The organism is Corynebacterium sp. HMSC068H04, assembly GCF_001811255.1.
GTDB classification, from domain to species: domain Bacteria; phylum Actinomycetota; class Actinomycetes; order Mycobacteriales; family Mycobacteriaceae; genus Corynebacterium; species Corynebacterium hesseae.
Genome location: NZ_KV803956.1, coordinates 56,850 through 80,939, shown reverse-complemented (window position 1 = coordinate 80,939; position 24,090 = coordinate 56,850). Strand labels below are relative to the sequence as shown.

At 59.0% G+C, this 24,090-nt stretch carries 23 protein-coding genes; all 23 read right to left on the bottom strand.

Going from position 1 to position 24,090, the window contains the following annotated elements:
• Positions 1-328: 328 nt before the first annotated feature.
• Complete coding sequence (gene tyrS / locus HMPREF2792_RS00390) at positions 329-1,588, bottom strand: tyrosine--tRNA ligase (protein ID WP_070523122.1); 1,260 nt, start codon at positions 1,586-1,588, stop codon at positions 329-331.
• A gap of 75 nt (positions 1,589-1,663) precedes the next feature.
• Positions 1,664-1,852, bottom strand: a complete 189-nt coding sequence (locus HMPREF2792_RS00385; RefSeq protein ID WP_070523125.1) for a Trm112 family protein — start codon at positions 1,850-1,852, stop codon at positions 1,664-1,666.
• A gap of 11 nt (positions 1,853-1,863) precedes the next feature.
• Entirely contained in the window at positions 1,864-2,463 is a 600-nt protein-coding gene (locus tag HMPREF2792_RS00380; RefSeq protein WP_070529949.1) for a hypothetical protein, read from the bottom strand.
• A 36-nt stretch (positions 2,464-2,499) separates the two neighbouring features.
• Complete coding sequence (locus HMPREF2792_RS00375) at positions 2,500-4,068, bottom strand: vWA domain-containing protein (RefSeq protein WP_070529947.1); 1,569 nt, start codon at positions 4,066-4,068, stop codon at positions 2,500-2,502.
• Positions 4,069-5,223, bottom strand: a complete 1,155-nt coding sequence (locus tag HMPREF2792_RS00370) for a hypothetical protein (RefSeq protein ID WP_070529945.1) — start codon at positions 5,221-5,223, stop codon at positions 4,069-4,071. It lies immediately after the preceding gene.
• 173 nt (positions 5,224-5,396) lie between these two features.
• The gene (locus HMPREF2792_RS00365) at positions 5,397-6,434 is read right to left on the bottom strand and encodes an ornithine cyclodeaminase (RefSeq protein ID WP_070529943.1); all 1,038 of its coding nucleotides are present in this window, start codon (positions 6,432-6,434) and stop codon (positions 5,397-5,399) included.
• Positions 6,435-6,460: 26 nt separating this feature from the next.
• Complete coding sequence (locus HMPREF2792_RS00360; RefSeq protein WP_070529941.1) at positions 6,461-7,978, bottom strand: amino acid permease; 1,518 nt, start codon at positions 7,976-7,978, stop codon at positions 6,461-6,463.
• Between the two features lie 214 nt (positions 7,979-8,192).
• The gene (gene argH, locus HMPREF2792_RS00355) at positions 8,193-9,617 is read right to left on the bottom strand and encodes an argininosuccinate lyase (RefSeq protein WP_070529939.1); all 1,425 of its coding nucleotides are present in this window, start codon (positions 9,615-9,617) and stop codon (positions 8,193-8,195) included.
• 26 nt (positions 9,618-9,643) lie between these two features.
• A complete protein-coding gene (locus tag HMPREF2792_RS00350; RefSeq protein ID WP_070529937.1) occupies positions 9,644-10,858 on the bottom strand; it encodes an argininosuccinate synthase in 1,215 nt (404 codons plus the stop codon).
• Positions 10,859-10,932: 74 nt separating this feature from the next.
• Positions 10,933-11,418 carry an arginine repressor gene (locus HMPREF2792_RS00345; RefSeq protein ID WP_070529935.1) on the bottom strand — a complete coding sequence of 162 codons (486 nt, stop codon included), beginning with the start codon at positions 11,416-11,418 and terminating at the stop codon, positions 10,933-10,935.
• A gap of 4 nt (positions 11,419-11,422) precedes the next feature.
• Positions 11,423-12,340 (bottom strand): ornithine carbamoyltransferase, encoded by a 918-nt coding sequence (gene argF, locus HMPREF2792_RS00340; protein ID WP_070529932.1) that lies wholly within the window; start codon positions 12,338-12,340, stop codon positions 11,423-11,425.
• Positions 12,337-13,515 (bottom strand): acetylornithine transaminase, encoded by a 1,179-nt coding sequence (locus HMPREF2792_RS00335; protein ID WP_070529930.1) that lies wholly within the window; start codon positions 13,513-13,515, stop codon positions 12,337-12,339. The genes argF and HMPREF2792_RS00335 overlap by 4 nt, the downstream gene beginning before the upstream one ends.
• Entirely contained in the window at positions 13,512-14,447 is a 936-nt protein-coding gene (gene argB, locus HMPREF2792_RS00330; protein ID WP_070529928.1) for an acetylglutamate kinase, read from the bottom strand. Before argB ends, HMPREF2792_RS00335 begins: the two co-directional genes overlap by 4 nt.
• Positions 14,448-14,465: 18 nt before the next feature.
• Positions 14,466-15,623, bottom strand: coding sequence for a bifunctional glutamate N-acetyltransferase/amino-acid acetyltransferase ArgJ (gene argJ, locus HMPREF2792_RS00325; RefSeq protein ID WP_070529926.1), 1,158 nt, complete (start codon positions 15,621-15,623; stop codon positions 14,466-14,468).
• An 84-nt stretch (positions 15,624-15,707) separates the two neighbouring features.
• Positions 15,708-16,751, bottom strand: coding sequence for an N-acetyl-gamma-glutamyl-phosphate reductase (argC, locus tag HMPREF2792_RS00320; RefSeq protein WP_070529924.1), 1,044 nt, complete (start codon positions 16,749-16,751; stop codon positions 15,708-15,710).
• A 196-nt stretch (positions 16,752-16,947) separates the two neighbouring features.
• On the bottom strand, positions 16,948-17,400 hold the full coding sequence (locus HMPREF2792_RS00315; RefSeq protein WP_070529922.1) for a hypothetical protein: 453 nt from the start codon (positions 17,398-17,400) through the stop codon (positions 16,948-16,950).
• A gap of 173 nt (positions 17,401-17,573) precedes the next feature.
• Positions 17,574-20,090 (bottom strand): phenylalanine--tRNA ligase subunit beta, encoded by a 2,517-nt coding sequence (gene pheT, locus HMPREF2792_RS00310; protein ID WP_070529920.1) that lies wholly within the window; start codon positions 20,088-20,090, stop codon positions 17,574-17,576.
• Positions 20,091-20,119: 29 nt separating this feature from the next.
• Positions 20,120-21,166 (bottom strand): phenylalanine--tRNA ligase subunit alpha, encoded by a 1,047-nt coding sequence (gene pheS, locus HMPREF2792_RS00305; protein WP_070523173.1) that lies wholly within the window; start codon positions 21,164-21,166, stop codon positions 20,120-20,122.
• Positions 21,167-21,263: 97 nt separating this feature from the next.
• Positions 21,264-22,064, bottom strand: a complete 801-nt coding sequence (locus HMPREF2792_RS00300) for a TrmH family RNA methyltransferase (protein WP_070529918.1) — start codon at positions 22,062-22,064, stop codon at positions 21,264-21,266.
• Between the two features lie 104 nt (positions 22,065-22,168).
• Positions 22,169-22,633, bottom strand: a complete 465-nt coding sequence (locus HMPREF2792_RS00295; protein WP_070529916.1) for a TM2 domain-containing protein — start codon at positions 22,631-22,633, stop codon at positions 22,169-22,171.
• A 205-nt stretch (positions 22,634-22,838) separates the two neighbouring features.
• On the bottom strand, positions 22,839-23,222 hold the full coding sequence (gene rplT / locus HMPREF2792_RS00290; RefSeq protein ID WP_005323264.1) for a 50S ribosomal protein L20: 384 nt from the start codon (positions 23,220-23,222) through the stop codon (positions 22,839-22,841).
• Between the two features lie 56 nt (positions 23,223-23,278).
• Positions 23,279-23,473 (bottom strand): 50S ribosomal protein L35, encoded by a 195-nt coding sequence (gene rpmI, locus HMPREF2792_RS00285; RefSeq protein ID WP_010190075.1) that lies wholly within the window; start codon positions 23,471-23,473, stop codon positions 23,279-23,281.
• Between the two features lie 36 nt (positions 23,474-23,509).
• Complete coding sequence (gene infC, locus HMPREF2792_RS00280) at positions 23,510-24,079, bottom strand: translation initiation factor IF-3 (protein WP_083299163.1); 570 nt, start codon at positions 24,077-24,079, stop codon at positions 23,510-23,512.
• Between the last annotated feature and the right edge of the window lie 11 nt (positions 24,080-24,090).

The following is a 24,090-nucleotide window of genomic DNA, read 5'->3' as shown; positions in this document are numbered from 1 at the left end:
TACATTGGCACACTATTGAGTTCTCAAACATCATCCGCACACTCAGCGCAATGAATGTTTATCATTCACCGTCTTGAGCGGCTGGAGTTCACACTCTAGTAAACAAGTTTAAACCTTGTCAACTGGGAGTTAATCTCCGTGTCACCAGCGTCTCGCGGCGACTTCGATAAATATACGCACACCCCAAACAAACAACAAATCCCCAGGTATTCATGCTTTTTCGAGCAGTTCTTATCCCGGTTGTGAATCGCATGTACAGAAAACGACGAATCCCGCCGCACAAGGCGGCGGGATAGGCATAGTCTGCTCCGACTAAGAAGACCGGTTGTTAGCTGAGCTTGGCACCGGCGAAGTTCTTCTTTCCTCGTCGCAGAACAAGCCACGAACCGTGAAGCAGATCCGTAGCGTCCGGCTCCCACTCATCAGACTCAATGCGCTTGTTGTTGACATACGCGCCACCTTCCTTGATGGTGCGTCGGGCAGCGCCCTTCGAATCGGCCAAGCCAGCGGCAACCAACAAATCAACAATGGTTCGCGGCTCCCCTGCGGAAATCTCTGCCACAGTGGTCTCAGACAAGGCACCAGCCAGGGTATTTTCGTCCAAATCAGTGAGCTCAGCTTTGCCGAACAGTGCCTGCGCTGCTAGCTCCACAGCCTTCGTAGCCTCTTCACCGTGCACCAATGTGGTCATCTCCTGGGCCAACCGGCGCTGCGCTTCACGACGGAATGGCTCGTCCGCGACCTTCTGTTCGTAGGAAGCAATCTCTTCCTGATCAAGGAAGGTGAACCAACGCAGGTAATCGATGACCACAGAGTCGCCAGCGTTTAGGAAGTACTGGTACCACGCGTACGGGGACGTTTTCTCCGGATCCAACCACAGCTTTCCGCCACCGGTGGATTTACCGAACTTCTGGCCCTGGGCGTCCGTAACCAACGGAACGGTAAGGCCGTGAACCTTCGCACCGTTGACACGTCGGTTGAGATCCACGCCAGATACGATGTTACCCCACTGGTCGCCACCGCCGATCTGCAGGACACAATTCAGCTCGTTGTGCAGGTGCACGTAGTCGTTGGACTGGAGCAGCATGTAGGAGAACTCAGTGTACGAAATTCCGTCGGACTCCAAGCGACGCTTGACCGTGTCACGGTCCAGCATCGTATTCAAAGAAAAGTTCTTTCCCACGTCGCGCAGGAAGTCAATGACAGACATCTGAGAAGTCCAGTCCGCGTTATTGACCATGGTCGCCGCGTTCTCACCCTCGAAGTCAATGAACTGGCGCAGCTGCTTCTTGATAGCCACCATATTCTCGTTGATGGTCTCCTGCGAAAGCATGGAGCGCTCCCCCACATCCCGCGGGTCGCCGATTTGCCCCGTAGCGCCACCAGCGAGGGCGATTGGGTGATGCCCGGCCTTTTGAAAACGGCGCAGCATAATCATCGGCACCAAGTGGCCCGCGTGCAAGGAGTCACCCGTGGGGTCGAAACCGCAATATAGAGTGATGGGTTCCTCGCAAGCCGCGCGGAGGGCGTCGAGATCTGTGGACTGGTTAATGAGGCCGCGCCACTGCAGCTCATCAATGATGTTCATGGAGGCTCCTTTTACTTCGATTCCGGCTGGACGGGATAAGTGTTCGCAAAGACCACTAAATTCGCGGGATGCGTCTTAGGCATCGTCGTCAGTTGGCGGCCACGGTGTTGCGTGATCGGCCAGCATGACAGGAATACCGTTTTCAATGGGATAGGCCACCCCTAGCCGGTCATTGACCAGTACCTGTTCTTCTTCCAGGTAGTTCAGCGGGCCCTTGTCCTGCGGACACACCAAAATGTCGAGCAGCTTCGGATCAAGACTCATACCCGCCAACCCTACACCTCCTTGGAATCTGCAGAAGGAGTGGTCCCACCAAATTGCAGCTTCAGCGCCATGGAGTGATCCTGCAGGCCACGGACCGAGTTCTGGACAATGGCGTCACGAATCTCCGTCATCTCTCGATTGAGTATCCCCAGCGCCTCAGTCACCTCTTTGACCGCTGCGGGCTCGTTGAGTTCCGTTACCTCCAAATAGGACTTCACCAAACTGCTCGAGTGCTCCTCAATCATGTCGCGGACAAGGGACTGCTGACTTGGGGCATCATCGAGCCTGTCCCAGTTGTTGAGCACCCACGTTGCCGAGGCGTCGAACTCCGTCCACGCGCGATCTACGGGCGCCGGAATGTCTCGGTGGTACAGGCTGCAGCGAGTTCTGTTCAGGCTTGTGGTCAGCCGTCCCGCCTCAGACACCGGTGGTGCAGGCAGTTCCCTGTGTCGCTTCTCCGGCGGGATGAGGAATCCGGCTGCCGCGCCGCAGCTGGCCGCCACGATAGGCCAAAGGAATCCCAGGCCGCCGCCAGTGAGGAAGTGCAAGGCAGCGACGAGCACCGTCACTACAACTGCGGCAATTACCTTGCGAGGGGTTACGTAGTCCATGGATGCCTGCCTTCCTTGACAATGGAGAATGGTGTTTTACTGATAAGCGCGAATTTCTTCGAAGGCCCCGGCCAGATCACCGTCGATGGCGTTGAAGGTTTTACCGCCGGTGAGTTGGGCTAGCTCCTCCATCTCTTGAACATTGGCTTCACCGTACAAGATGACGAACACCGGGATATCCTTCTTGTCCGGTGGGAGCTGTTCATACGCCTCCTTAAACTGAGCAAAGGTTCGGCCGCGAGTGACCTCACCGTCGGTCATGAGCACCACGGTGCCAATATCGCCGTCGCCAGTGCTCAGCTCATCAAAGGCTTTAAGCACTGAATCGAACGTGGCGGTTTCTCCGTCGGCCTGCAGGTCCTCTACTCGATCCGCCAGTTCTTTGACCGAGCCCATGTTTTCGGTATCCATCACCGCGCGGGTCACTGGCTGAGGTTCGGACGAGTACGGCATGAGCTTGATTTGCTCGCGGTTACGGAAGGCAACCTGGCCTTGTTCCGCGGTATTGCCGTCCGCAGAGCCGTCGATAAGCGGGCGCAAGCTGCTCTTGAGAAGCTCGATACGCTCACCTTGCATAGAACCCGAGGTATCCAGCACAAGAGACGTGTTGCCCGGTTTGCGCAGCTCGTGGGCGAATGCGGCCTCCAGCGCCTGTGCAGTCTTCTCGTTAGCTGGATAAGGAAGCTCGAACATGGTGCCGGGCAGATCGGAATTGTCCACGCGCAGGTGGTAGCTCTTCAGCAGCTGGGGAGAATCACGCAACCAGTCAGCCAACGCCTGCACCTTAGCTTCTGCGTCATCGTCTGGGGAGCTATGAAGGGCCGTGAGTGGATAATCCGCGGAAATGACACCATCGGAAGGAATGACCACTTGTAGGTCTGCGCCTTCGTCCTGGAGCTGATAGAGCACGGATTCGTAGTTAATAATCGCGTCCGCTTGCTCCGGATGCTCGCGGAAGCGATCCGCCAACCATCCCGAGGAGCCAGAGGTGAGCGTCTGATTACCAAACAGGTCTTGGACCTTGTCCGAAGCCTTGTAGATATCCTCCTCCGTTAGCGCTCGGCCAGTGTCCGCGAAAGCGGTGGTGGCCGCAGACAAGGCGGAGAAACCCGAGTTCGACGTTGATGGGTCGGTCATCCCAAAGGTGATACCTGAATCTGAAATCTCCTGCCAGGTCGGCTGCGTGGTGTCCCATCCGTGCTTGCGTGCGATATCCTTATGCACGCCCAACGCCACAGGTGAGCGCGCGACGCTGAATTCCTTTCCCAACTTGCTATCGGCACCAATGATGCGGGCGTAGCGGTTGGTGGCGAACCACGTGGCGTCATAGTGACGATCAAAGGTTCCTTGTTGCAGCGAACGGGAGTTCTCCAACGTGCCTGACTCCGTGGTCATGGTGATATCAAAGCCGAGCTCCTCGGAGGCCTGTTCCAGGACCGGCTCCAGCGGTGCAAGCTCCGTTGCGGCGACAATCTTCAGGTCACCGTCTTGCTCTTGCTCGCTTGAGGTTGAGTCGTCGAGCCAACTGTTTCCACTGACAGCGGAACAAGCAGCAAGAGTCATCATGCACGACACGGCGACGAATGCCTTCAGGGATCGCAACATTCACATCATCCTTTCCGGGAGTTCGTTTCCCGTGATTAATCCCAGCTCTTGCTGAATGGCTTCAATGTCTTGCCAAGACGTGGGACGTTGTTGAGTTGGCAGAGGGAGAGGGCTGTACTCCACGTCGGCGACCAGCTTGTCGAAGATGCTGGTCGGCTCCGTGCGGTATCCCTGCATCGCGGCAACACCTTGAATTGAACGGTCACTCACGGCGGCGGCGAAAGCATCACCTTCCTCCGTTTGCGGGACGACGGTGGAGGTCAGCATTGCCCCTGGGACGAGAGCTAAAGGAGTGTAGTCCTTGAGCTTCGTACTGCCCTCAGAATCTGATTGCTTTAAAAGTTCGGCTACGTACTCGGCTTCGGTGGCCAACACCATGGGCATCTCGCCCTTCCCAAGACGCAGGTAGGTATCAAAAATTCCCTGCGTGCTAGCCTCTCCGTGACCTTGACCGACGAGTAGTCGCTGCATGGCATCATCACCGCCTGCTCTTCCCCCGACGGAACGAATCAGGGCGGCATACTGCAACGCTGCATTGGATTCGCGGAGGCTGGGAACCGCAACATCGACAACGCGAGGAGATCCAAAAGACGGCCTAATATCGCGCCAGCGAGTGCCTTCCTTTGACATCTCGTTCAGTTTTGCAAGATCGAGGGACTTGTTACCGCCGTTGTCGACCACCAAGCCTTGAGATTCCATATCGCCCACCAAATCCGTATAGACCAGTGCGATGAGTGGCGTAGAGAATGCAACCACCGAGCCGGGGTCGGCCCCAGTGATGGTCGTGGATTTATTCTTCGTCTCAGCAACACGTGCCGCGCCATCCACGACGGGCATGACGAAGTCATAGTCAGGGTCGGGCCTGCTAGCAATCTCTACCAAGTCCTGGGGCGAGAAAACGTCATACGTCACCGAGATGCCAACCTCTGCAAATACCTGTTGCCGCTCCGCGGCTTTAAAAAACTCCTCATCTTCCGGACTGATGGCACCCTTCACGCGGAGGAGGTCGCGATGCGAGGAGGGCGAACTGGGAAAGCTAAAGCTGGGCATCGAAATCCAGCCACGCCCTACTACCACGGAGACAATAGCGACAACCAGGAAGGCGAGGGCTGCGATAACTGACTTCTTTCGTCCACCCGGCTGTGCGCTACTCATGACCTAAATCATAAAAGGCACTCCGCCATGGTGCTCGACTTACCGATCGCGCACCCCCGATGCAGTCCCCCGCTGCTGCTGCCCGAAAGCGGTTGCCTTAATAAGAACTGAAGAGATCAATGCGGCCACAGCGGGACAGAGAAAAGGGCGGCGACTCTGTCCCGACCATTGGGCTAAAGAAGCGAGGGGACGTTCGCGACCAAAGAGAAGAGGTCCTTAGGGTCCTCCGGGTTGGCAATGATATCGATCTCTGACTCCAAATCAGTACCCCTTACAGAATCACGAAGGTAGCGAAGGGCAGAAAAGTCATTGATGGCGAATCCGACATCGTCGAAAAGCGTGATCTGGTCATCGCTTTCGCGGCCCGTCGCCTGCCCAGTAAGTACCTGATAGAACTCGACCACTGGAAAGTCTGCCGGCTTCTGCTGAATCTCGCCCTCGATGCGCGTCTGTTCTGGGAACTCAACAAAGACCTTGGACTTGTCCAAGATAGAGCTCTCTAGCTCGGTCTTGCCCGGGCAGTCACCACCAACCGCATTGAGGTGCATGCCAGGCGCGACGTGATGCTCAGCCAGGATTTGGTTCTGGGCTTTATCGGCCGTGCAGGTGGTGATGATGTCGGCGCCCTGTACGGCTTCATCAACACTTGAGCAAGCTGTGATGTTGAATCCCAATGGCTCCACGTTTCGCTGGAACTTTTCTACTGCCTTCGGGTCAATGTCATAAATAGCGATGTCATCGATCCCCATGACACCGCGGAATGCAAGGGCCTGGAACTCTGACTGCGAGCCAGCCCCCACCATGGCCATACGCTTCGAGTCCTTTCGGGCTAGGTGCTTTGCCACCATGGCGGAGGTGGCCGCCGTGCGCAGTGCCGTAAGCAAAGTCATTTCGGCCTCGAACGTGGGGTAACCGTTGTCGACGTCAGCAAGCACGCCAAAAGCAGTTACCGTCTGAAAGCCACGTGCGGGGTTCGAAGGATGACCATTGACGTACTTGAAGGAGTACTCCTTGCCATTGGAGGTAGGCATGAGTTCGATGACGCCGAACGGGGTGTGAGAAGCCACGCGTGCGATTTTGTCGAATCGCTCCCATTCGCGGTAGTCCGCCTCAAGGTAGTCCACCATTCCGATAATGATGTTTTCTACTCCCTCACGCTGTATCCAGCGCGCCATATTCTCTACATCTACGAATTTGACAGCATGGTTCATTGCAATCTCCGATCTTGATCCTTGTGTTAATTCTTCGGGTGAAGGTCCGTCTGCGGCGCGGCTGGGAAGCGCGAGGTGGGAAGGTGCTTGGCCTTCCTCTCCGCCGCGATGGTGTAGATACGCTCACGCCAGGCAAACCACATGGCAGCGAACACCGGAATGAGAAGCAGCGTAGAGGCCAGAGCGAAGGTTCCGATCGGGTAATCAAAAGCCATAAGGATAATGACCACCGCGATGAAGGCAAGCACAGACCAATCACCTGCTTGGCCGAAGGGCGAGCGATAATTGGGACGGGTATAGCGCCCCTTCTTCGCCAGGTGCACAAATTTGATGTGAGACATGGCTACGGCGGCCCACGACGCCAACGTGCCCAGCGCGGCCAGATTCAATACGATCTCGAAAGCCATCTCGGGCACCACATAGTTAAGAAACACACCAGCGAGACCGACGAAGGCGGCCATCACGATGCCTCCATAAGGAACGCCAGATTTGGACATGCGGGCACCGAATTTGGGCCCTGAGCCAGCAGTAGACATGTTGTACATGATGCGGCCCGTCGAATACAGACCGGCATTCAATGAGGAAATCGCAGCGGTGATTACCACCAGCTGGAAGATAGGCGCAGCATAACCTGCGCCAAGTGACTCAAAGAAGGTCACGAATGGCGATACTTCTGTGACGTAGGTGGTGTAGGGCAAAACCAGGGTCAGCAGCAGCACGCTGCCGAAATAGAAGACCACGATACGGAATAGAACACTATTCACCGCACGCGGAATATGCTTTTCGACGTCCTTTGTCTCACCCGACGTGGTACCTACCAACTCGATGCCTGCATAGGCAAAGACAACGCCCTGGATGACAATTACTGCAGGCAACAGGCCATTAGGAAGCCAACCACCGGCATCAGCAATAAGGCTAAAACCGGTGGGGTCACCGTTGGGATGGCCCAGAATGACCACCCCGATGGCCACCGCCATGAAGACCAGGAGGGCGATGATCTTGATCATGGAGAACCAATACTCCAGCTCGCCGAAGATCTTTACCGAGAGCATATTGAACAAGAGGATGCTGCACACAACGCCCAGGGCCAGCACCCACTGCGGGACGGCGTCCAACCACGAGGTGTACTGACCAAACCATTTGATATAGATCGCCACGGCCGTGCCATCTGCGACCAAGGTGGCAGCCCAGTTTCCCCAGTAGAGCCAGCCGGTGACAAAAGCGGTCTTCTCGCCGTAGAACTCACGGGCATAAGAAACGAAAGAGCCAGAACTTGGGCGGTACACGATGAGTTCGCCGAGCGAGCGCAGGATGATATAGCCAAAGAATCCGCACACCAAATACAAAACAGCGAGGAAGGGCCCCGCCGTTTGCAACCGGCCACCGGTGCCGAGCAAGAGCCCGGTGCCGATAGCTGAACCGATGGCGATCATCTGAAGCTGACGGTTACTCATCCCCTTCTGCAGTCCGTGATCTTCCGAGGCATAGACCGCTTTCTCTTTTTCGTGCGACTCCGTGTTCGGTGGCCGAAGTAGTTCAGTCATCAGGGAGATAGTCCTTTCCGCGTTAAGAACGTGCCTTTGCTTCACATTCCCTAATGAAACGTTATAGCGACATTATGAGACTGCCATCACTATCTACCCCTACAGTGCCCCACGGCACATACGCACGCAGCCAAAACGAGCGGCCTCCCCTACCCCCGCACACAAAAGAACCGCATGGCCCAAAGCGGCCATGCGGTGACAGAGCTTGTTGAGACTAGCGCAGTGGAGTTTCTGCCCACTTCCGCGCGGCAGCAGCGCACTCACGAACCTTTTCACGCTGCTCCACCACGCGCACACCGGCGGTGCCGCCCTTGGTAGAACGTGAGGCCACTGCCCCATCGATGGTGAGAACTTCACGGACTTCGGGGAGCAGGCGCTTATCGACGCCCGCCAGCTCCTCATCCGTGAGGTCCACCAGGTCAACACCCCGAGCTTCCGCAATTTGCACGCAAGCACCGGAGGCCTCGTGCGCTTCGCGGAAGGGAACGCCCTGGCGCACCATCCACTCGGCCAAATCAGTAGCCAAAGTAAAGCCGCGAGGGGCGAGCTCGCGCATGCGATCCTCGTGGAAGGTCAGGGTCTCAATAAGGCCGGTCATAGCCGGTAGCAGCAGGTTGAGCTGTGCTACCGAATCCACGATGGGTTCCTTATCTTCCTGCAGGTCACGGTTGTAAGCCAGAGGCTGCGCCTTCAACGTGGAGAGCAATCCGGTGAGGTTGCCGATGAGACGTCCCGTCTTGCCACGGGTCAGCTCCGGAACGTCCGGATTCTTCTTTTGCGGCATGATCGAAGAGCCAGTAGACCAGGCATCGTCCAGAGTGACGTAGCCATACTCTGGAGTGCACCAGTAGATGATCTCCTCGGAAAGACGGGACATATCGACGGCAATCTGAGTAAGGACGAAGGCCGTTTCAGAAGCAAAGTCACGCGCTGCCGTTCCATCCAGAGAGTTCTCTGCGGAGGAATCAAAGCCGAGCTCCTCAGCAATGGCTTCCGGGTCCAAGTGCAGCGAAGAGCCGGCGAGCGCACCCGAGCCATAAGGTGACACAGCCAGGCGCTTATCCAGATCCTGAAGGCGCTCAATATCACGCAGCAACGGCTGCGCGTGAGCGAGCAGTTCGTGTGCCAACAAGACCGGCTGCGCTGCCTGGGAGTGGGTCTTACCCGGCATGATCGCATCCGGGTGAGCTTCGGCTTGACCAGCCAAGGCCTCCACCAAGTCAGTGACCTGGAGTGCGATATCGCGAATGGCGTCACGAATCCACATCCGGAACAGGGTGGCTACCTGGTCGTTACGGGAGCGGCCGGCACGCAAGCGCCCGCCTACCTCGGGGCCAACGATGTCGATAAGCCCGCGTTCCATGGCCCCGTGCACGTCCTCGTCGGTCGGCAGCGGCCCAAACTCGCCGGAGGCAACCTTCTCCCCCAGCTCACTGAGCCCAGAGAGCATGGTGTCCAAGTCGGCGTCGGAAAGCAGGCCCGCCTTGTGCAGTACCTTGGCATGAGCCTTGGAGGCTAGCACGTCATAGGGCGCCAGCACCCAGTCGAAGTGGGTAGATACGGACAGGGCAAACATCGCCTCGGAGGGGCCGCCCGAAAAGCGGCCGCCCCACAGCGCACCCTCATTGGTCTTGTGCATCGATTCCTTACCTTGGCTTAGTTGTTCTACTTGCCCGTGGGGAAACCGCCGTCGCGGTCACGCTGGTTGGAGATTTGCGTCGACAGGCCATGCAGCTGGACAAAGCCCTTGGCAGCGGTCTGGTCGAAGGTATCACCGGTGTCATAAGTGGCTAGGTCGAAGGAGTAGAGGGACTGGCCCGAACGGCGGCCATTTACGGTGGCGGTACCAGCATGCAGAACCATGCGGATATCGCCGGTGACGTTCTCCTGGGTGGACTCGGTGAAGGCATCCAACGAGCGCTTCAGCGGAGAGAACCAGAGGCCGTCGTAGACCTCCTCGGACCAGCGGGCGTCGGTAAGGCGCTTGTAGCGAGCCAACTCGCGCTCCACAGTGACATCTTCGAGTGCCTCGTGAGCCTTGATGAGCACCATGGCGCCCGGTGCCTCGTAGACCTCGCGGGACTTAATACCCACCAGGCGGTCTTCCACCATGTCGAGGCGGCCAATGCCCTGGGCACCGGCACGGCGGTTGAGCTCCTCGATAGCCTGCAGGACGGTAACCGGCTTGCCGTCGATGGCGGTGGGCACACCCTTATCGAAGGTGATGGTCACCTCATCCGGGGCATTGCCCAGATCCGGCTGCTCGGTGTAGGCGTAGAGATCCTTTGTCGGCGGGTTCCACAGATCCTCCAGGAAGCCGGTCTCTACCGCGCGGCCCCAGACATTCTGGTCAATGGAGAACGGAGAGGCAGCGGACTGCTCGATGGGAAGGTTGATTTCCTCGGCAAAGGCGATGGCCTTGTCGCGGGTCCAGGCATAGTCACGCGCGGGAGCAATGATTTCCAGGGTGGGATCCAGCGCGCGGAAGGAAACCTCGAAACGCACCTGGTCATTACCCTTGCCGGTGCAGCCGTGGGATACGTGAGTACCACCGTGCGCCTGGGCCGCCTCGACCAGGTGCTTGACGATGAGCGGGCGGGAAATAGCAGACACCAGTGGGTACTGCTTCATGTACATGCCGTTCGCCTTGATGGTGGGCAGGCAGTACTCTTCGGCGAACTCATCCTTAGCGTCAACCACGATGGACTCGACGGCACCGCAGTCAAGAGCGCGCTGACGCACGGAGTCCATATCCTCGCCGCCCTGGCCCAGGTCTAGGGACACGGCGATAACCTCGCCACCGGTCATCTTGGCCAGGTAGGGAATGGCGACGGATGTATCCAGACCGCCAGAGTAGGCAAGCACAACGCGTGCAGTCATAGTATTTGCTCCTTTAAGACAAACAGGTGCTAAAAATCGAACTGATTTATATTATACAGACTTACGTATAAATGTTAAATGCTGCGGTTGGTGAGCTTCTCCGCCAGCTCCCGGCCCCCTAATCCCTCACGGGCGAGGACGAAGATGGTGTCATCGCCCGCGATGCAACCGACGACATCCGGCAAGCCCACGCGGTCGATGAAAGATGCCAAATACTGCGCGGCGCCCGCGGGGGTGCGCAACATCGCAATATTGCCGGAGTAGTCATGCGACACCACGAGCTCATCGAGCATGCGGCGTAGCTTCTCACGCGGACCGTTGAGTTGGTCTTCGAACTGCTCCAGCTCGCCGCCCACAACGTAGAAGGAACGGCCACCATCGCGTTTTACCTTTTTAGCGCCCAGCTCGTCGAGATCACGCGACAACGTAGCTTGCGTGATGTCAATTCCCTCATCAAGCAAAAGCTCAGAGAGTTGAACTTGGCTCGTGACCCGCGTGCGATCGAGTATCTCCAGAATCTTGGCCTGGCGGGCATTGCGCGTAGTTGGGGTCGTCGTCATTCGTCTACTTCTCCTCCTGAGCTGCAAGAAGCCACACGAGTAGCGCCTTCTGTGCGTGGAGGCGGTTCTCCGCCTCATCAAAGACGCGGGACTGCGGCCCATCAATCACATCGGCAGTTACTTCATTGCCGCGGTAAGCAGGCAAGCAGTGCAGGAAGATCGCCCCTTCCTTGGCGCGTGCCATGACTTCCGAGGTGACCTGGTAAGGCAGGAACGGGGTCCGGCGGTCCTTGCCATCATCTTCCTGGCCCATCGACACCCACGTATCGGTGATAACCACATCGGCGCCGTCGACGCCGTCGAGGGAATCGGTCACGGTCACCGTGCCGCGCTTGCGTGCGCGTTCCACAAACTCCGGCTGCGGCTGGAAACCTTCCGGCGCAACAATCGTCATCTCCATGCCCGCGGTTGCAAAACCCAGCATGTAGGAGTTGGCCATGTTGTTATTGCCATCGCCGAGGTAGACGGCCTTAAGGCCGGTCAGCTCGCCAAAATTCTCGCGGCAGGTCACCAAATCCGCCAGGATCTGGCACGGGTGCAGGTCATCGGACAGAGCGTTGACGATGGGTACCGTCGCGGTTTCAGCCATCTCTAGCAGGTTTTGGTGTGCGTAGGTGCGCCAGACAATTGCCTCGACAAACCGGGAGAGAACAGCAGCGGTGTCCTGGTACGTCTCGCCTTTACCCATCTGCGTGGACTTTGTCTCCGTGACGATGGCGTGCCCGCCCAGGTGAGCAATTCCCGCCTCGAAGGAGAAGCGCGTGCGCGTCGACGTCTTGTCAAAAAGAACCGCGACCGACTTCGGGCCCTCCAGCGGACGCTCGGAGAAGGGGTCCTTCTTCAGCTTCAAGGCAAGGTCCAAGACCTCTGCTTGTTCCTCCGATGTGAGGTCGTCATCTGCCAAGAAATGGCGCACGCTCATCCTATTTCCTCCAGTACCTTATGCAGGCGATCGATTGCTTGCGTGAGTTCCTCATCGGTGATCACCAACGGCGGGGTCAAGCGCAAGACCTCGCTGCTTGGGGCGTTGAGGATGAGACCGTGGTCCAAGCCTGCAGCCACAACGTCCTTAGCCACCGATTTATTTAATACAACACCTAGCATAAGCCCTCGGCCCCTGACTGACTGCACCGCCGGGATTTTGGCCACCTCACTGCGTAGCCACTCTCCCTTTCGGGCAACGTCGGCGAGGAAGGGGGCGTCGACAAGCTCCAGCACCGTTGCGGCCGCCGCACAGGAAACGGGATTTCCGCCAAACGTCGTGCCGTGGGAACCCGGGGTGAAGAGATCCTTTGCCTGACCACGGGCAATGGTGGCGCCGATCGGCATACCCGCGCCCAAGCCCTTAGCCATGGTGATGACGTCTGGAAGAACGCCCTCATGTTGGAAGGCAAAGAAATCGCCGGTGCGCCCCACACCAGTTTGCACCTCATCGACAATCATGAGGATGCCGTGCTTGGTGCAGAGCTCCCTCACGGCGCGCAGGAATCCATCGGGCGCTGGAATCACACCGGTCTCCCCTTGGATGGGTTCCAGAATGATGGCGGCGGTATCTTCCGGGTTCTGTTCCACCAAGGTGGTCAAGTAGTCAATGTCACCGTAGGTATAGAACTCCACCCCGCCCGGGAAAGGTTCGAAAGCCTTGCGCTTGGCAGGTTGCCCGGTCATGGCGAGAGAGCCCATCGTCCTGCCGTGGAAACCGTGGTGCGCGGCGAGGATGCGGCGGCGGCCGGTCAAGCGTGCCAGCTTAAAGGCAGCCTCATTGGCTTCCGCCCCGGAGTTTGAGAAGAAGACACGGGCCTCGCTATCCCCCACCTTCTCCAGGAGTTTGCCCGCAGCCTCGACGACGGGTTTGCTAGCAAAGAGGTTGGAGACATGGCCAACGGTCGCCACCTGGGCGCTGACCGCCTCGACGATGGCCGGGTGGGCATAGCCCAGCGAGTTCACCGCAATGCCGGCGAGCATATCGATGTATTCTTTACCGTCTTCATCGGTCACCGTGGCGCCCTTGCCGGACACGATGGCCACGGGTGGGGTGCCGTAGGTGTTGCTGAGCACTTGCCCCCAGCGTTGCGTCAATGTGGTCTGCGCGGTCATTTCTTATCGTCCTTCCTGAAGACTGTTCCTTCTGGGTAGTCCTCACGGTTGTAATCATTGGGCAGCACCATCGTGCCGATGCCGCCCGTAGTAAGCAGCTCCAATAGCACGGCGTGGGCGATACGCCCGTCGATGACGTGGGCGGCGCTCACATCTCCCTCGACAGCCATAAGGCAGGACTCCATCTTCGGAATCATGCCCGAATCCAGGCCTGGGAGCAGGGCTTTGAGTTTGTCGACCTCAATTTTCGACACCAGTGAATCGCGATTGGGCCAGTCGGTGTACAGGCCCTCCACATTGGTGAGGATGACAAGGCGCTCAGCACCCAGTGCTCGTGCCAATGCACCGGCGGCGATATCCGCGTTGATGTTGTAGACCTCGCCGTCATTTCCGGGAGCGATGGTCGAGACCACCGGAATGCGCCCAGCCTCGATGATGTCCATGACGGCGGAGGGATCGACGCTGACGATGTCTCCCACCATGCCGATATCGGTGGGCTCGCCGTCGACGTCGACAAGCCGCTTGCGGGCTTTAAACAGACCCGCGTCCTCACCGGAGGTTCCCACGGCGTAGGGACCGTGGGAGTTGATGAGATTCACCAGACCGCGACCCACCTGGCCGAAAAGAACCATGCGGACCACGTCCATGATTTCCGGGGTGGTCACGCGGAAACCGCCCTTGAATTCTCCTTCAATGCCCAGCTTGCCCAGCATCTCATTGATCTGCGGGCCCCCGCCGTGCACCACCACGGGCTTAGCGCCCACGGTGCGCAGGAAAACCATGTCAGCGGCGAAGGCGGCCTTGAGCGAGTCATCCACCATCGCGTTGCCGCCGTACTTCACGACGACGATCTTGTCGCGGTAGTGCTGCAGCCACGGCAAGGCTTCCGCGAGCACAGTGGCGCGGTCTACATTGCTGAGTCCCTGAATCATCTTTCCTCCCTGCTTCTCTTAGGAGCTGTACGCGGAGTTGATCTCCACGTAGTCGTGGGACAAGTCGGTGGTGCGCACGAAAGCGGTACCGCTTCCACCAGTACCTAGGTCAACGCGTACGTCAATGTCAGCCCCGGAAAGGTCAACATCACGCGCGCCGGGCGCGCCGGTGGAGCCAACGCACACAGCCTGGTCATTGAAGAACACCGAGATGTTCTCCGGATCCATATCAGCATCCGCCATGCCCACTGCGGCGAGCACGCGACCCCAGTTGGGATCCGAGCCGAACATCGCACACTTGAAAAGGTTGTCGCGCCCCAAGGTGCGCGCGGCGTTCAGCGCCTGTTCATCGGTGGAGGTTCCTTCGACCGTGATCTTCACGCGCTTGGTCACCCCCTCGGCATCTGCCTGGAGCTGATCCGCGATATCGGAACACACCGCCAGAACAGCAGTATCCAGCTCTTCCTGGCTAGGCTCTACACCGGAAGCGCCAGAAGCCAGGATGATGACCGTGTCATTGGTGGAGGTCGAGCCGTCAACGTCAAGCGTGTTGAAGGTCTGATCACTAGCAATCTGCAGGGCCGAACGCAAGGCTTGTGGGGAGGCCACGGCATCCGTCGTCACGCATACCAACATGGTGGCCAGAGAGGGAGCCATCATGCCCACACCCTTGCCCATGGCGCCCATGCTCCAACCCTCGGCCTTAAAGAGCGATTCTTTGACCACGGTATCGGTGGTCATGATTGCCTCCGCGGCGGCCTGACCGTGCGATTCATCAGAACCGAGATCCCCGGCAACCGCTTCGATACCGGCCAATGCCTTCTCCATGGGAAGCAGCTCTCCGATAAGACCCGTCGAGCACGCCGCGATGTTGGCTGCGGGGATATCCGTGTGCTCGGAGACAGCGGCTACCATCGCCGCCGCATCCTTGTCCCCTTGCACGCCGTTGCAGGCATTCGCGTTGCCTGAGTTATAAATGACTGCTTGGATGACACCGTCCGCTACCGCTGCACGGGAAAGCTTCACGGGAGCAGCCACCACGCGGTTACGGGTAAACACTGCGGCTGCATCAAAGTTGGGACCTTGATTGACCACGAGGGCCATATCCGGCTTTCCGGAGGGCTTAATCCCAGCCGTCGTGGCGCCAGCGAGGAAGCCGGCGGGTGCGGTAATCATTTCTGTCTTCTCCTTGTCTAAGCGGAACTACAGTTCCAGCGGGATTGCGTAGCGCGAGGAACGCGCGGGCGAGTATTGGGTTATCTAGGGGGCGACGGCTGCCTGCGGCAGGCCCAGAGTTTCCTCCCAGCCCAAGGTGAGGTTCATACACTGAACGGCTGCGCCGGCGGTGCCCTTGCATAGGTTGTCTAAAGCCGCAGTGATGACAAGACGGTTAGCGCGCTCATCCACGTGTGCCTGAATATGAACCATGTTGCTGCCCACCACGTTCTGGGTTTGCGGTTGCTGACCTTCCGGAAGCACAAGGCAAAATGGCTCGTCGGCGTAGAACTCACGGAAAGCCTGGGCAACGCTGCGCTTATCGACGCCCCCCTTCAGCGGCGCCGTAATCGTGGCCAAAATGCCGCGCGGCAGAGGGGCAAGCACCGGAGTAAAACTCACGGACACCGGCTCCTGGGTAAAGGGTTGCAGGTTCTGCAGGACTTCCGGGGTGTGGCGGTGGGTGCCACCCGGCTTGTAGGCCTTGAGGTTGCCCATTGTCTCCGCGCCCAACTGAGCCACGGAGGCCTTCTTACCGGCTCCGGATACGCCGGTAATCGCGATGACGGACAGGTCTGGCTCAATTAGCCCTTGCGCCACGGCAGGAAGGGCCCCCAGGGTAATCGTGGTGGGAAAACACCCTGGAACAGCCACGCGGTTGCTGCCCTTGAGCTTCTCGCGGTTGCCGGGAACTTCCGGGATCCCGTAGGGCCACGCGCCGGCATACTCACCGCCATAGAATGCATCCCAATCTTCTTTGTTGCGGAGGCGGAAATCGGCGGCACAATCGATGACGGTGACGGACTCCCCCAGCTGACGGCCAATCTCCGCCGAATGCCCGTGCGGCAAACCGAGGAATACGATGTCATGGCCGGCGAGGACTTCTGGGGTGGTGTCCTCGATAACACGGTCTGCCAACTGCGGCAGATGCGGCATGAGTTCGGAGACTCGCTGGCCAGCATTGGAGTGCCCCGTGAGCGCGCCAATGCGCAGATCACCTGAAAGGTACGCTGGGTGCGACAACAAGAGGCGTAGAATTTCGCTCCCTGCATAACCTGTGGCGCCGGCGATTGCTACTGAAATACTCATGCCGCCCCCCTAGCAAATAATGCAGTCCGCCGTATGTTATTCAAGAAAAACAGCCGCCGTATTTCTTCATTCCATAAACGGCAAAGCTCGGATTCTCGCGGTACAGTGCGAGAATCCGAGCTGTGGATGAGGAAATAGGGGTGACGCGGGGCCGGCTAACTCCGGGCCTTTTTATGAAACGAGGGCTGCATTTGGGCTACATGACGCGGGAGGAGACGTCCCCCAGTCCCTCCGAACCAGATACGGCCTTCTTTCCTGCGTAGCCTAGGTAGCCCTGTGGGCCGACGAAGTGGATGCCGCCCTGCGCATCAGCGATAGCGGTGACTTCATTGAACTGGTGAACTTGGCCTGGCTGGAGGCGCTTGAAGTTCGTGGTCGTAAGCCCTTGGTTGAAGCAATCAGCCTTAGAGCGGCCTGCATGGTAAATAAAACGCGGGGCCAGTTGGCCCGGCGGGTTGCACTGCGGGCTGGTAGCTCGTGCGCCTTCGGACAGACATGCTACGTAGGTTCCTTCGATATTCGCGCTTTCACAGTTGACGGTGCCGTCGGCATTGGAGAAGCCTTGTGATAGGTCGGCGGAGGCATGTGGGGCAATCGTGAGTGCACCGACAACGGCGGCAGTGGCGGTAAGGCGGGACAACAGACGCATGGTGTAGACAATCCTTTCGGGGTTGGAAACGCTGCCCCTCTGAGGCTATGAGCTAAACCACACACCTACCAGCGCTGGGGGATCTTTCCCCACGCCTTCGCACGCTTGCGCAAAGGGAAACCCGGCCCACCTGCGGGGTGAACCGGGTTGATGGATTAAGAGATGTCGATAGGCTAAGCCCGCATCTGTGCGCCGAGACGCTGCTGAGCCAGCTCCGCAGCGGCCAGACGATGCTGGTTCGCCGCGTCATCAGTCAGTGTGCGGTCATCAGCGCGGAAAAGAAGCTGGAAGGCAAGGGATTTCTTGTCCTCACCAAGCTGCTCGCCGCGGAAGACGTCGAAAAGCTCCACGGACTCCAGCAGCTCACCGGCGCCCTCCTCAACGACCTTACGAACCTCTTCAGCCGGGGTGGCATCATCGACGACCAACGCGATGTCTTGGTGCAGGGCCGGGAAGGAGGACAGAACAGGTGCCGGGAACTTCTCCTCCAACGGCAGTGCTGAAACATCGAGCTCCATTGCACACGTGCGTGCAGGAAGCTCCAAAGCTTCAAGAACCTGCGGGTGCAGCTCACCCGCATAGCCCACGACCTGCTCTTCATCATCGGCGAGGACAATTGCGGCACAGCGACCCGGGTGCCACGGAAGCTGTTCGGCTGCCTTAACTGCAACGTCAACACCAGCGGAACGAGCCACCTGGCGCGCAGACTCGATCGCATCTGCGTAGCTATACGCGCGGCCGGTCCCCCACGGACCTTCGTGCTCAATGTTGCCGGTAGCAACCGTAGCCACGTGCAGCGGCTGCAAAGGCAGGGACTCCAAAAGCTCAGCCACGACGGACTCCTCCGGGCGGGACTCCACCGAAGGCATCGGCGACGCATCAGCGCGCTTGAAAGCCACCTGCTGGAGACCGAAAAGGGCAAGGTCGCTTCGGCCACGGGCCACGTTGCGCGCGATGGCCTCAAGAAGGTTCGGGAGCAACGTCGTGGACAGAATGGCCTTGTCGGACTCGAGAGGATTCTGCACGGCCACAGTCTTACGTCGCGGATCCTCCTTGTCCAAGCCCCATGTATCAAAGGTGTCGTTCGGGATAAACGGCGCCGGCAAGACCTCGGCATAACCGGCATAGGCCAAAGCGTGGCCAATAGCGCGGCGGCGCTTCTGGGCCGGCGTCAGACCGCGACCGCCTGCCGGGGTCGGCAGCATAGTGGGAATGTCCTCTAGCCCTTCCAGGCGCAGGACTTCCTCAATGAGGTCGACGTCCATGGAGATATCCGTGCGCCACGTCGCCGGGGTAACCTGCAGCTCATCACCGTTGTCGGTGACGTCGCAGCCCACCTCGTGCAGGCGCTGGATAATGGTGTCGCGGGAGTACTCCACGCCGGCGTATTCGCTGGGCTTGGCGGTACGCAGGGTGATGGGCTCGCGCTTGGCGACGTCTCCCACGAGCGTCCTGCCAGCCTCGATGGTGCCGCCAGCAATCTGCTGCAGCAGCGCGCAGGCGACGTCGAGGGCGACCTCAACAATGTCCGGGTCGACGCCGCGCTCGAAGCGGCGGGACGCCTCAGAGGAGAGCTTGTGGCGGCGAGAGGTCCGGGCCACGGTGATCGGATCCCAGATGGCAGACTCGAAGTAGACATCCGTGGTCTCATCGGAAATCTCTGAGGTCGTACCGCCCATGACGCCGGCGAGGGACTGAATGCCGTTGTCATCGCAGATGACCACGTCACCAGCCGACAGCTCACGCTTGACGTGATCTAGGGTCTCGAACTTCTCCCCTTCTGCGGCATTGCGCACGACAAGGTTGCCGCTGACCACATTGGCATCGAAGGCGTGCATCGGGGCACCCAGCAACAGCATGACGTAGTTCGTGACGTCGGTGGCCACGTTGACGCTGCGCTGGCCGGACAACATGAGCTCGCGCTCCATCCAAAATGGAGTTCGGGCAGCGGGGTCAATACCGGTGACCTTGCGCAGACCGAAGCGCTGGGCTTTGGTTTCCTCGCGCAGGTCAACGTCGATAAGCGCGCCCTGTGCCTGAGGAACAGCCGAGATATCCACACCGGCCGCGCTCGGGTCCTGAGCCACGTCCGGGAAGGTGAGGTCAAACGCCGAAGCCACCTCGCGGGTCAAACCGCGCGCGGAGAGAGCGTAGCCGCGATCCGGGGTGATGTTGACGTCGAAGACGGTATCAGCCAGACCGATGATGGGGCGGGCGTCCTCGCCAACCTTGTCCGCCACCTCGTCCCCTAGAACGATAATGCCGTTGGCCTTGTCGCCGAAGCCGAGCTCAGCGGCGGAGCACATCATGCCGTTGGAGATGTGGTCATAGGTCTCGCGGGCAGCAATCTTGAAGCCGCCGGGCAGCTCAGCACCTGGGAGGGAGACCACGACATAGTCATTGAGACGGAAATTGCGGGCGCCACAGATGATGCCCTGCAGCTCGCCGGTGCCATTTGCGTGGCCAACGTTGACCTGGCAATAACGGATTGGCTTCTTGAACTGCGTGAGCTCTTCAATCTCGACGACCTGGCCAATAACCAGCGGGCCGGTCGTCTCTGGGAGGGCCTCAAATCCCTCAGTTTCAAAACCAACACGGACAAAGCCGGAGTCCAACTCTTCGGAAGGTACGCTCCAGCCGGAATTCGCGGTGCCCAGGATGCGGGTAACCCAGTCTTGGGAAATAAGCATTGTTTTCTCTCTATCCTTTCTCTGGGTTCCTATGCCTGCACGCCGAAGGGCAGGGTGAAGCGAACATCGCCTTCAACCATGTCACGCATATCGGTCAGACCATTGCGGAACTGCAAGGTGCGCTCAAGGCCCATGCCGAAGGCGAAACCTGTGTACTCCTCGGGGTCGATGCCCACGGCACGCAGAACGTTGGGGTTGACCATGCCGCAGCCGCCCCACTCGATCCAGCCGGCGCCGCCCTTCTTATTCGGGAACCACACATCGACCTCGGCCGAGGGCTCGGTGAACGGGAAGTAGTTCACGCGCATGCGGGTGGTGGTCTCGGGGCCAAAAAGAACCTTGGCTAGGTGCTCCAGGGTGCCGCGAAGGTGGGCCATGGTCAGCCCCTTGTCCACTGCTAGGCCCTCCACCTGGTGGAAGACCGGAGTATGGGTGGCATCGAGTTCGTCGGTGCGGAAAACGCGACCCGGGCAAGCGATGTACAGCGGTACGTCTCGCTCAAGCATCGTGCGTACCTGCACCGGCGAGGTATGCGTACGCAAGACCTGCTTGGAGCCTTCCTTGCCCACATGGAAAGTGTCCTGCAACGTACGCGCAGGGTGATCGGGCTTGAAGTTCAGCGCATCAAAGTTAAAGTACTCGGCCTCAACCTCCGGGCCGTCGGCAATCTCCCAGCCCATGCCCACGAAGATGTCGGCGATGCGCTCCGACAACGCGGTAATAGGGTGCAAAGCACCAGTCTGCGCCCGCGTGGTGGGGACGGTAACGTCGACTTTCTCCGCCTTCAGCTGAGCGGCGCGAGCCTCCTGCTCCAGCACTTCACGAATCTGTGCAAAGCGCTTTTCCACCTTGCCGCGGGCCATGTTTACCGCACGACCGGCGTCCTTGCGCTGATCCTTGGGCAACTGGCCCAGCGACTGGCGGGCCTGCGGAATATAGCCACCGTCACCAAGGTGTTCGCGGCGGGCGGAGGTGAGCTCGTCGAGGTCGGATGCAGCCTCGAAGGCGGCAATGGCCTTCTCCGCGGCGGCCCCCAGGGCCTCTTCGGTCAATTCGATCTGAGGTGTATCGGACACGTGCCTTGATTACCTTCTTCTCGCACAAAAACTAACGCGAGCTATCTTACCGTGCTTAACGACTACTGTGGCCACCAGCCCTAGTCACAGAGCAGAGCTAGCTGTTCTGTTGCTTGGCTGATTCATAAAGACAAATGCTGGCGGCCGTAGCCAGGTTGAGTGACTCTGCACGCCCAAGAATCGGAATGCGCACACGCATGTCAGCTTCGTCCAAGAGCTCGCCCAGTCCATGTGCTTCGTTACCAAACAACCAGGCGGTGGGTTGGCTCAGATCTGCCTCAGCTAGATCTACTTCACCATCAGCAGCCGTGGCTAGCACCTGCATCCCGAAAGAGCGCAGCTTGCCCAAGACGTCCTTGATATTGGGATCGCGAGCGACGGGTACATGAAACAGCGACCCCGCCGACGCGCGCGCGACCTTGCAGCCCAAAGGGTCGACCGTCTCACCGGCGAAGATGACACCGTCCGCCCCCATGGCGTCCGAAGTCCTAATCAGGGTACCTGCGTTGCCAGGCTCAGACGTCAGCACTGGGACTGAGACCAGCTGTGGTTTGCCCGCCAGAATCTTGCCGGCGCTCCACAGGACGGGGCGGCACACGGCGAAGAGCCCGGTGCTCGTCGCGGTATCAGACAGGTGCTTGGCCGCCTTATCCGTGATGGGGTGGACATAGACGTCCATATATCCGCAGGCTTGCACGATGTGGGCGAAGCGCTCGGCGGCTCTTTCCGTCACGAAGACGTCGGTCGCCGCTCCCGTGGACACCGCCGCGTCCACAGCGTTTTCGCCCTCGATGATGAAGCGCTCCGCCTTACGACGGTTGGCCGCGCGGTGCAGCTTGGCCGCATTGACTACGCGCGGCGTGCGTTCGGTAAAAGCAGAGGAGAAATCCAGATCCATGTATGTGACGGTACCGACCGAGCTTCACATTGAAAAGTCCCGCTTGCCCACCACGTTCGGGCGGGCAAGCGGGATAAGAGTTCTCCGCGATTCTCTGCAGACGGTTACTTCTTCAGCGGTACGCCGTTTGCGTCCTTATCGTAATTGGAGAAACCACCGGCGATGAACACGAGCTCGACCCACTTCCAGATCACCAATCCAGCGACGAGGAAAATACCAATGATGATAAAGGAAGTAATAAGGCCGACGACGGCAAGAGCCAGCTGCCACATACCGCGCTTCGTGCGGCCGAGGTAGAAGTTATGAACTCCCAATTCACCCAAGAAGAAGCACAAGAGCAGTGCTACTACCCATGACTTTTGCTCTCCTCCAGCCTGTGGCTGCTGGCCGTAGTGTGACTGGTAAGCGTCCTGCTGCGCTGGAACATTCTGAGCCGGCTGCGAACCGCCATACGGGGCCGCGCTATAACCGTACTGGTCGCTCGAAGACCCGAAGGGGTTTGCCTGTTGCGGTTGTCCTCCATTAGAAGCGCCGCCATTGGGCTGATAAGCGTTGTTCGGGTTGGTCATTTCTCTTCTCTCCTTCACACCATGTATCTCTGGCCAGCCCCAAGGACTAAGGACAGGCGGCTTTCATGACAGTACTGTGCAATGTAACACAATCCCTCGGAAGAAGCAGCGCTTAAGGGTTCTTGCGGGCACTACTCCCACAAACGACAAACCCACCGTCCCTCCATCAGGGGCGGTGGGTTCATCTAGCGTCTACGCGCGGTGCTTAGGCAGCCTTCGGAGCGTTGACGTCCTCCGGAAGCGCAGCCTTAGCAGCCTCGCACAGTGCGGAGAAAGCCTCGAAGTCATTAACTGCAAGCTCGGCGAGGATCTTGCGGTCAACCTCGATCTCAGCCAGGCGCAGGCCGTGGATGAGGCGGTTGTAGGTGATGTCGTTCATACGAGCAGCAGCGTTGATGCGCTGGATCCACAGCTTGCGGAACTCGGACTTACGGGCGCGACGATCGCGGTAAGCGTAAGTCATGGAGTGCAGCCACTGCTCCTTGGCCTTGCGGTAAAGGCGGGAGCGCTGGCCGCGGTAGCCCTTAGCGGACTTCAGGATTGCGCGACGCTTCTTCTTGGCGTTAACTGAGCGCTTTACTCGTGCCACAGTAATACTTCCTTATCTTGATTGTGAGTGTGTGGGGATGGGAGTTTCGGCGCTGACTATGCGCGGCCGAGAAGGCGCTTGACGCGCTTGGTGTCTGCCTTGGCGACGTCCTCGGTGCCCTTCAGACGACGGGTGCGCTTGGAAGGCTTGCCCTCCAGGAGGTGGCGGCGGTTAGCCTGCTCGCGGCGCAGCTTGCCGGAGCCAGTCACCTTGATGCGCTTGGCGGTGCCCTTGTGAGTCTTCTGCTTCATGAGAATTAAATCCTTAAATCCTAAGTGGAGCGTGGTCTACTTCTTGCCTTTGCGGACGGGTCCAAGAACCATGGTCATGTTGCGACCATCCTGCTTGGGACGCGACTCCACAACGCCGACCTCTGCGACGTCGTCAGCCAAACGCTCCAACAGGCGGAAACCCAGCTCCGGACGCGACTGCTCGCGGCCACGGAACATGATGGTCACCTTTACCTTGGAACCCTTCTCCAGGAAGCGCACCACGTTGCCCTTTTTCGTCTCGTAATCGTGATCATCAATCTTCGGACGGAACTTCTGTTCCTTCACCACAGTTTGCTGCTGATTCTTACGGGACTCGCGGGCCTTCTGGGCCTGCTCGTACTTAAACTTGCCGTAATCCATGATCTTGGCTACGGGCGGCTTCGCGTTCGGCGCAACCTCGACCAAGTCAAGATCTGCTTCGTACGCGAGCTTGCGAGCATCGTCAGTACGGACGATGCCCACCTGTTCACCACCGGGGCCAACAAGACGGACCTCGGGTACTCGGATGCGCTCATTAATGCGAGCTTCAGCGCTGATTGTGGTTCTCCTCGATTGTGGGGCTAGTAGTGTGCCTACCGAGGCCACAAACGAATAAA

Coding starts and splice junctions, on each gene's coding strand:
- tyrS (WP_070523122.1), bottom strand. CDS start 1,588: ATGAACATCATTGATGAGCTGCAGTGGCGCGGCCTCATTAACCAGTCC.
- HMPREF2792_RS00385 (WP_070523125.1), bottom strand. CDS start 1,852: ATGAGTCTTGATCCGAAGCTGCTCGACATTTTGGTGTGTCCGCAGGAC.
- HMPREF2792_RS00380 (WP_070529949.1), bottom strand. CDS start 2,463: ATGGACTACGTAACCCCTCGCAAGGTAATTGCCGCAGTTGTAGTGACG.
- HMPREF2792_RS00375 (WP_070529947.1), bottom strand. CDS start 4,068: ATGTTGCGATCCCTGAAGGCATTCGTCGCCGTGTCGTGCATGATGACT.
- HMPREF2792_RS00370 (WP_070529945.1), bottom strand. CDS start 5,223: ATGAGTAGCGCACAGCCGGGTGGACGAAAGAAGTCAGTTATCGCAGCC.
- HMPREF2792_RS00365 (WP_070529943.1), bottom strand. CDS start 6,434: ATGAACCATGCTGTCAAATTCGTAGATGTAGAGAATATGGCGCGCTGG.
- HMPREF2792_RS00360 (WP_070529941.1), bottom strand. CDS start 7,978: ATGACTGAACTACTTCGGCCACCGAACACGGAGTCGCACGAAAAAGAG.
- argH (WP_070529939.1), bottom strand. CDS start 9,617: ATGCACAAGACCAATGAGGGTGCGCTGTGGGGCGGCCGCTTTTCGGGC.
- HMPREF2792_RS00350 (WP_070529937.1), bottom strand. CDS start 10,858: ATGACTGCACGCGTTGTGCTTGCCTACTCTGGCGGTCTGGATACATCC.
- HMPREF2792_RS00345 (WP_070529935.1), bottom strand. CDS start 11,418: ATGACGACGACCCCAACTACGCGCAATGCCCGCCAGGCCAAGATTCTG.
- argF (WP_070529932.1), bottom strand. CDS start 12,340: ATGAGCGTGCGCCATTTCTTGGCAGATGACGACCTCACATCGGAGGAA.
- HMPREF2792_RS00335 (WP_070529930.1), bottom strand. CDS start 13,515: ATGACCGCGCAGACCACATTGACGCAACGCTGGGGGCAAGTGCTCAGC.
- argB (WP_070529928.1), bottom strand. CDS start 14,447: ATGATTCAGGGACTCAGCAATGTAGACCGCGCCACTGTGCTCGCGGAA.
- argJ (WP_070529926.1), bottom strand. CDS start 15,623: ATGATTACCGCACCCGCCGGCTTCCTCGCTGGCGCCACGACGGCTGGG.
- argC (WP_070529924.1), bottom strand. CDS start 16,751: ATGAGTATTTCAGTAGCAATCGCCGGCGCCACAGGTTATGCAGGGAGC.
- HMPREF2792_RS00315 (WP_070529922.1), bottom strand. CDS start 17,400: ATGCGTCTGTTGTCCCGCCTTACCGCCACTGCCGCCGTTGTCGGTGCA.
- pheT (WP_070529920.1), bottom strand. CDS start 20,090: ATGCTTATTTCCCAAGACTGGGTTACCCGCATCCTGGGCACCGCGAAT.
- HMPREF2792_RS00300 (WP_070529918.1), bottom strand. CDS start 22,064: ATGGATCTGGATTTCTCCTCTGCTTTTACCGAACGCACGCCGCGCGTA.
- HMPREF2792_RS00295 (WP_070529916.1), bottom strand. CDS start 22,633: ATGACCAACCCGAACAACGCTTATCAGCCCAATGGCGGCGCTTCTAAT.
- rpmI (WP_010190075.1), bottom strand. CDS start 23,473: ATGAAGCAGAAGACTCACAAGGGCACCGCCAAGCGCATCAAGGTGACT.